Genomic DNA, 6,786 nt, shown 5'->3' with positions numbered 1-6,786 from the left:
CGAGAAGCCGTTGGGGCGGGAGTTGCGCAAGTTGTCGGCGGAGTTGGCTCAGGCGCGGTCGGTGGAGCAGCTGGGTCAGCCGCTGCTCGCGCTGAAGGGGTATCTGCGCGACATTCTTTGAGTGCCGCGCTAGAGCCAGGCCGGTATCTCTTGTCAGCGACGCGCCTTCAGCACCCGAATATCCGTTGGGAAGCCGTCAACGCCAACCAGTTTTTTCCAGCCCATGTATTGAAATTCGCCATTGGGATCAATGTAGTCCCCCTTCTCTGGTTGCCCTCCGCCAACTATCGCCACACGCTTCACTTCGCCGCAGCCGCCATCCGATGGTCGAACCGTGTAGATCACATAGGGCTTCACGTATTGCGTGGCGCGGAAGTATTGGCCGCAGATTTCGTCGACAGTAATCAGCATGGTTTTCAGGCGGGCTTCGCCGTCGGTGTCTTCGTGCAGTTTCAAGAAAGAGATGTCGCCGACGTCGCTGTAGCCGAGGGAACGGGCGCGTTGGTAGGCGGGGGAGTTCTGGTGCGCAATACGGCCCTCCTCCACACCCCGTTGCATTTGCGCGGCGAACTCGGCTTTGCCTTGGGCCAGGGTTGCCTCGGCGTGGGCGGCGACGTTTTCGCAGTGGGCGTACTCGCTGGAGTCGAGGTGTTGCGGTAGCAGGTTGAGGCGGCGCTCGTTCATGGAGGCGAGGCTGTCTTGCAGGCCCGACGTGGCTGCATAGGCAGCAGAGACGCGACCGCTCTGGACGTCGGCGATTGTCTCCTGCATCCGCTGGCAATTGGCGAGGTAGTAATTCCAGCTGGCTTGCGGGTGTTCTTTCGCGAAGCAGAAGGCTGGGGTGATGGAGACGGCAAGGGTGAGAGCGCTGAGCAGTTGCAGCAAACGGGTTGTGGAAAACATGGGTAGTCCATTACAGAGAAGGCATGGCGGGACGCTACTATTTTGCTATCGTGCCGTCCACTCTCTACAGGCGAGCAAGTTGCCGCCTCTGTCTCGTAGCCAGGAAAGAAATCCGATGGATGCTGTGTTGTGTTTGGTAGTCATGGCTGCAATGTGGTTCTGGGTGGTGCGACAGCGCGAGCATTGGAATCTGTTGTTGGCAAACCTTGCCGGAGCGGGCAGCGCTGTGGTCGCGGGCATTGTCTTCACGCTGCTTTACGACGGGCTGTTCGGCACCACCATGGCAGCGCCGGGACTGCATAACAGCCTGGTGGTGTTCATGACCAGCGCGGGCGTTCTGGCGGGTGTGTGGTTGTGGATCGCCAAGCGTCGTCAGCCAGCGCATCCGGTTGCACGTCAACTGCTCGCGGGCGCCTGTGGCGTTGCCGCAGGCATGGTCACGTTGATTTTTCTGGCGGCGAATTATTTTCCGCAGCCGTAGCCGGACGGCGCGTCTATTTTGCTATCTTGCCGCGCATCGTCGGGGCTTGCTGATCGTCTCGCGCCGCGCTTGGATTGTTGAAAGGTAAGGAAAGGATCAAATGGAGTTTCTGCGTTTTCTGGCGTTCGTCGCTGTCTGGGGTTTCATGTGGCGCTGGGTGGTGAAGAACCGCGGCAGCTGGAATATTTTCTACGGCAACATCGTTGGCGCGGCGGGTGGGTTCATTGTCGGGCTGGTGATGTTGTCGATCACCTTTTCGCTGTTTCCTTCGTCGTTCGATCACGAGGCGCAGGCGCAAAACACGCCAGTCGTCGAGTCGACCTCTGTACTGCCTGAAGCCGAGGCAGTCACGCCCGCCACCGAGCTGAAAGATGCGCCGGTTTTTGCTGCCATCGAAGCGGATGACAAGCCTTCCCCGCCGGACTCCGCACTGTTGCCGAATAACGTCAGCCGAGCGCCGAAATCAATGGCGGTACAAACGGTGCTGAATCAGAGCGACTACGAGGGTCGCATGGCCCTGGCCGCGCTGAACAAGAAGTTGCGCGGCGACGCACAGGCCGACAAGTCGATGATCGCGTATGTCATGTGCAGCCCGTTTGTCACCAGCACCCTGCGTTATCCCGCTTCGGCGCGTTTTGCCGACAGCAAAGCGCTGGTCAGCCATCGCTACAAGGATCAGGTCTACAGCTTCAGCAACAGCGTCACTGCGCGCAACATGAATGGCGACGATGTCACCTACCGTTTCGATTGCTCCGTGCAGGAATTGCCACGGGTTGATGCGACGGCTGGGGAATGGCGTTTGCTGGCGCTGAAACTGCAAAAAGCCGACTCTTAAGGCTGATTTAAGGGATCAAGGCGCCGGCTGCGCTATCATCGCCGGCCTGTGCGCCTTGAACTTTATCCTCAATGTTTCCAACACCCGATAACCTGATCTCGCTGCCTCCTGTACTGGCCGGCCCGCTGCTGCGGCGGCTGGAGCCGACGCGCGTGGTGCTGTGGCTGGTGGGCTCGCGTGAACTGTCGCTGACCTTGCGCCTGCAGGGTGTAGGAGATATTCCGCTCGACTCGGAGAAATGCACGGTCATTGCCGTAGGCCGTCATGCGTTCGTGCATCTGATAGACGTTCAGCTTGAAGGCGCCCTGCCCTGCGACACGTTTATCGATTACGACCTGCTGATCGATGACGCCATCGGTATGGCTGAGTGGGCGCCTCACCTGCTCTACCCCGGCGCTACCTGCGCGAACCTCGTCGTGCGCTCGCGAATCGATCAATTACTCCACGGTTCCTGCCGCAAGCCGCATCATCCGGCAACCGATGGTTTGCTCTGCGTCGATCAATTGCTGGCCGACGAAGCCGATGCGCAACGGCGCCCGGCGTTGCTGATGATGAGCGGTGATCAGGTCTATGCCGACGACGTCGCCGGTCCTATGCTGCGGGCGATTCACGCCTTGATCGAGCGTCTGGGTCTGTTCGATGAGCACCTTGACGGTGCCGTGGTCAGCGACAGCGCCAAGCTCTATGAGCACCCGGCCAGCTACTACCACCGTGCGGATTTGTTACCGGCGCTGGAGAGCAACGAGACCTTGCGCGAGCGATTTTTCGGTGGCGCGCGTAAGCCGATTTTCACCAGCAGCAGTGCCGACAATCACTTGGTGACGTTCGCCGAAGTCATGGCCATGTACATGCTGGTGTGGTCGCCGACGCCGTGGTCGTTGATCAATCCGAGCGCGCCGACGCTGACGCCTGAACGCCGCAAGCGCTACAACCTCGAGCAGACGCGCATCGATGCTTTCAAGGCGGGCCTGGGCAACGTCGCGCGGGCGCTGGCCCATCTGCCGAGCCTGATGATTTTCGATGATCACGACATCACCGATGACTGGAATCTTTCTGCGCAATGGGAGGAAACCGCCTACGGCCATCCGTTTTCCAAGCGCATTATCGGCAACGCGCTGATTGCTTATCTGTTGTGTCAGGGCTGGGGCAACAATCCGGATGCCTTCAAGGACGTGCTGGAACAGACCGCGCAACTGAGCGCCAGCGGTGATGACGGCTATCTGGACATGCCGGTGCAGGACGATCTGATTGATCAGTTGCTGCGTTTTCAGCAGTGGCATTTTGTGTTGCCGAGCAGTCCGGCACTGGTGGTGATCGACACGCGCACCCGGCGCTGGCGCAGCGAGATGGCCCTCAAGCAACCGTCGGGCCTGCTCGATTGGGAAGCCTTGAGCGAACTGCAACAGGAACTGCTCGATCACCCGTCGGCAATCATCGTGTCGCCGGCGCCGATCTTCGGCGTGAAGCTGATTGAAACCGTGCAAAAGGTGTTCAGCTGGTGCGGTTACCCGCTGCTGGTCGACGCGGAAAACTGGATGGCCCATCGCGGCGCGGCGCAGGTGATCCTGAACATTTTCCGACACTCGCGCACACCGGGGAACTACGTGGTGCTGTCCGGCGATGTGCATTATTCCTTCGTCTACGAAGTCCTGATCCGCCACCGCAAGGCCGGCCCCCGGATCTGGCAGATCACCAGCAGCGGCATCAAGAACGAATTCCCACCGACCCTGCTGGAATGGTTCGACCGCCTCAACCGCTGGCTCTACTCACCGCGCTCGCCATTGAACTGGTTCACCAAACGCCGCTTGATGCGCATCGTCCCGTATACGCCGGAACATGCCGAGGCCGGGGAACGGCTGTGGAATTCGGCGGGGATCGGACAGGTGTTTTTCAATGAACAGGGGCAGCCGAGCGAGATTGTTCAGCACAACTCGAATGGGGCGGAGAAGACGAGGATGCTGGCGCCGGAGTTGGGGGACGGACTGGATTGAGGCCAGACTCTGAGCATTGGTGGAGTACCTGCAATGGGCACTCCACCTGCTGACAATTACCGCTGATAAGGATTACAAGCCTCTCGGAAACGTCTCCGAAGTGCTTGAGTGATACTGGGCGCAATAACAGTCGACCTCACTGTGTACCGACCACTCGCAGGGCTACATCATGCAAACCATCACCTTCAGCAAAACCACAGCTCACCTGGCCTTGTCGATGGACCAAGCAACCAATGATCGCGAACCGTTGCTGATTACCAGGCGCGGTGCCGAACCGGTTGTGATGATAGGTCTGACTGACTATGAGTCACTTTTGCGGACAGTCAATTCGCTGTCCTTACCAGACACTCCGCAGCAGTGATTATGCAGATAGGGCTGACGACAACGCCCGCCCAACCCCTCTGACAATCATCCCCACCTCGCGCTCATCAATCGTCAGCGGCGGCAGCAACCTGATGGTCTTGCCACGAGTCACGTTGATCAACAAGCCGTGATCCCGCGCGGCGATCAGCGTCAGGTCGCGCACCGGTTGTTTCAGCTCGATGCCGATCATCAGTCCCTGCCCCCGGATTGCCAGCACGTTCGGGTTGTCTGCCAATTCGGCGCGCAAGCGTTCCAGCAGCCGTGCGCCCTGCACCCGCGCATTCTCCAGCAGGCCTTGCTCTTCGATGATGTCCAGCACCGTGCAGCCGACCCGGCAGGCCAGTGGATTGCCGCCGAAGGTGCTGCCGTGGCTGCCTGGGGTAAACAGGTCCGCCGCGCGGCCACGGGCCAGGCAGGCGCCGATCGGCACGCCATTGCCGAGGCCTTTGGCCAAGGTCATGACATCGGGCACGATGCCTTCGTGCTGAAAGGCGAACCACTGCCCGGTGCGGCCGATGCCGGTCTGGATTTCATCGAGCATCAGCAGCCACGCGTGGCGATTGCACAGTTCGCGCAGCGCTTTGAGATAACCCGACGGTGCGATTTGTACGCCGCTTTCGCCCTGGATCGGTTCGACCAGAATCGCCACGATGCGCGCGCCGTGTTTGCGCTGTATTTGCTCCAGCGCCGGGAGATCGCCGAACGGCACTTTGACGAAGTCCCCTGGCAGTTCGTTGAATCCCAGGCGCACTGCCGGGCCATCGCTGGCGGACAAGGTGCCAAGGGTGCGGCCATGAAACGCGTTGACCATGACCACCACCAGCGGCTGCTCGATGCCTTTGCGCCAGCCGTACAGACGCGCCAGTTTCAGTGCGGTCTCGTTCGCTTCGGCGCCGGAGTTGTTGAAGAACGCGCGCTCCATCCCCGACAACGCCGTCAGCCGTTTGGCCAGTTGTTGCTGCCAGTCGATGCTGTACAGGTTTGAGGTGTGCAGCAGCAGCCCCGCTTGCTCGCTGATCGCCGCGACGATGCGCGGATGCGAGTGGCCGACATTGGTCACTGCCACACCGGCAACGGCATCCAGATATTCGCGCCCCGCCTGATCCCACAGGCGCGTGCCCAGGCCCTTGGTGAAACTCAGGGCCAGGGGTTGGTAGGTGTTCATCAGGGCGGCGGTCATGACGTGAAACTCCATTGCAGGTCGGTGTTTTTGCAGTATGGTTAGCCACCTGAGCTGGATAAACCCGGAAAAACTTCAATCATTTAAAAGCCGAGCTTGATAATGGATTTGTTTCAGTCGATGGGCGTGTACGTCAAAGTGGTGGAAACCGGCAGCATGACGGCCGCCGCTGCGAAGTGCGAAATGTCGACGACGATGGTGGGCAATCATCTGCGCGCGCTGGAGCAACGGCTCGGCGTGCAACTGCTGCAACGCACCACGCGCCGCCAGCGCCTGACCGAATTCGGCAGCGTCTATTATCAGCGCTGCCTGGAAGTGCTCGGCCTGGTGGCCGACTCCGAACGCCTTGCTGAACAAGCGTCGGACGAGCCGCGCGGCTTGCTGCGTATCACCGCGCCGCTGACCTTCGGCGTCGAACGACTGACCCCGGCTCTCAGCGAATACTCCTTGCTCTATCCGCAAGTGAAGCTCGACGTGGTGCTGACCAACAGCCGTCCGGATCTGCTGGAGAACGGCCTCGATGTCGCATTCCGCCTGGGCAATTTCGACCAATCCAACCTGATCGCCCGGCCCTTGATCGACTACACCCTGACGGTCTGCGCTTCCCCTGATTACATCGCGCGGCGCGGCATGCCGCACACGCCACAGGATTTGCAGCAACACGATTGCCTGTCCTTCGCCTACCCGGCTGGCGATGACTGGCAATCGGTGGAAAAACGCTGGCGTCTGAGCGGCCCGGAAGGCGAAGTCCTCGTCGACGTCAGCGGACCGATGCTGATCAACAGCTCCGCCGGTTTGCACCAGGCAGCGCGCAACGGCATGGGCATCATGATGCTGCCCGACGCGCTGGTGGAACAGGATCTGCGCGACGGCAAACTGGTCAGGGTAATGACGGACTACCAACCGCCGAGCAGGCCGATGCATCTGTTGTATGCGCAGGATCGCTATCGATTGCCGAAGCTGAGACGGTTTGTCGAGTTTGCGATGCGTACGTGGGGCAAATCTGACCCTGGGCGTTCAACAATCTGAAAAG

At 60.3% G+C, this 6,786-nt stretch carries 7 protein-coding genes; 5 read left to right on the top strand and 2 right to left on the bottom strand.

Going from position 1 to position 6,786, the window contains the following annotated elements:
* Nucleotides 1-153: 153 nt before the first annotated feature.
* Entirely contained in the window at nucleotides 154-903 is a 750-nt protein-coding gene (locus J5M66_RS19630) for a hypothetical protein (RefSeq protein ID WP_207809309.1), read from the bottom strand.
* 115 nt (nucleotides 904-1,018) lie between these two features.
* Here J5M66_RS19630 and J5M66_RS19625 point away from each other — a divergent pair, with 115 nt between their 5' ends.
* From J5M66_RS19625 to J5M66_RS19610, 4 genes are all read left to right on the top strand, one after another.
* Nucleotides 1,019-1,384 carry a hypothetical protein gene (locus J5M66_RS19625; RefSeq protein WP_207809311.1) on the top strand — a complete coding sequence of 122 codons (366 nt, stop codon included), beginning with the start codon at nucleotides 1,019-1,021 and terminating at the stop codon, nucleotides 1,382-1,384.
* Between the two features lie 100 nt (nucleotides 1,385-1,484).
* Nucleotides 1,485-2,219: a hypothetical protein gene (locus J5M66_RS19620; RefSeq protein WP_071173532.1), complete on the top strand. Its 735-nt coding sequence runs from the start codon at nucleotides 1,485-1,487 to the stop codon at nucleotides 2,217-2,219.
* 71 nt (nucleotides 2,220-2,290) lie between these two features.
* Nucleotides 2,291-4,210 carry an alkaline phosphatase D family protein gene (locus tag J5M66_RS19615; protein WP_207809314.1) on the top strand — a complete coding sequence of 640 codons (1,920 nt, stop codon included), beginning with the start codon at nucleotides 2,291-2,293 and terminating at the stop codon, nucleotides 4,208-4,210.
* Between the two features lie 169 nt (nucleotides 4,211-4,379).
* Nucleotides 4,380-4,571 carry a type II toxin-antitoxin system Phd/YefM family antitoxin gene (locus tag J5M66_RS19610; protein ID WP_016770565.1) on the top strand — a complete coding sequence of 64 codons (192 nt, stop codon included), beginning with the start codon at nucleotides 4,380-4,382 and terminating at the stop codon, nucleotides 4,569-4,571.
* Here J5M66_RS19610 and J5M66_RS19605 read toward each other — a convergent pair whose 3' ends face one another.
* Entirely contained in the window at nucleotides 4,572-5,753 is a 1,182-nt protein-coding gene (locus J5M66_RS19605) for an aspartate aminotransferase family protein (protein ID WP_207809317.1), read from the bottom strand.
* A 102-nt stretch (nucleotides 5,754-5,855) separates the two neighbouring features.
* Between J5M66_RS19605 and J5M66_RS19600 the strand changes: the two genes are divergently transcribed.
* Entirely contained in the window at nucleotides 5,856-6,782 is a 927-nt protein-coding gene (locus J5M66_RS19600; RefSeq protein WP_207809319.1) for a LysR family transcriptional regulator, read from the top strand.
* Nucleotides 6,783-6,786 lie beyond the last annotated feature (4 nt).

This window comes from Pseudomonas sp. 67(2021) (assembly GCF_017491835.1).
Lineage (GTDB): Bacteria > Pseudomonadota > Gammaproteobacteria > Pseudomonadales > Pseudomonadaceae > Aquipseudomonas > Aquipseudomonas atacamensis.
Note: the sequence above shows the minus strand (reverse complement) of the source record. Positions and strands in the feature narration are given on the sequence as shown.

Excerpts from the sequence above, each read along its gene's own strand:
- J5M66_RS19630 (WP_207809309.1), bottom strand. The coding sequence starts at position 903 with ATGTTTTCCACAACCCGTTTGCTGCAACTGCTCAGCGCTCTCACCCTT.
- J5M66_RS19610 (WP_016770565.1), top strand. The coding sequence starts at position 4,380 with ATGCAAACCATCACCTTCAGCAAAACCACAGCTCACCTGGCCTTGTCG.
- J5M66_RS19605 (WP_207809317.1), bottom strand. The coding sequence starts at position 5,753 with ATGACCGCCGCCCTGATGAACACCTACCAACCCCTGGCCCTGAGTTTC.
- J5M66_RS19625 (WP_207809311.1), top strand. The coding sequence starts at position 1,019 with ATGGATGCTGTGTTGTGTTTGGTAGTCATGGCTGCAATGTGGTTCTGG.
- J5M66_RS19615 (WP_207809314.1), top strand. The coding sequence starts at position 2,291 with ATGTTTCCAACACCCGATAACCTGATCTCGCTGCCTCCTGTACTGGCC.
- J5M66_RS19620 (WP_071173532.1), top strand. The coding sequence starts at position 1,485 with ATGGAGTTTCTGCGTTTTCTGGCGTTCGTCGCTGTCTGGGGTTTCATG.
- J5M66_RS19600 (WP_207809319.1), top strand. The coding sequence starts at position 5,856 with ATGGATTTGTTTCAGTCGATGGGCGTGTACGTCAAAGTGGTGGAAACC.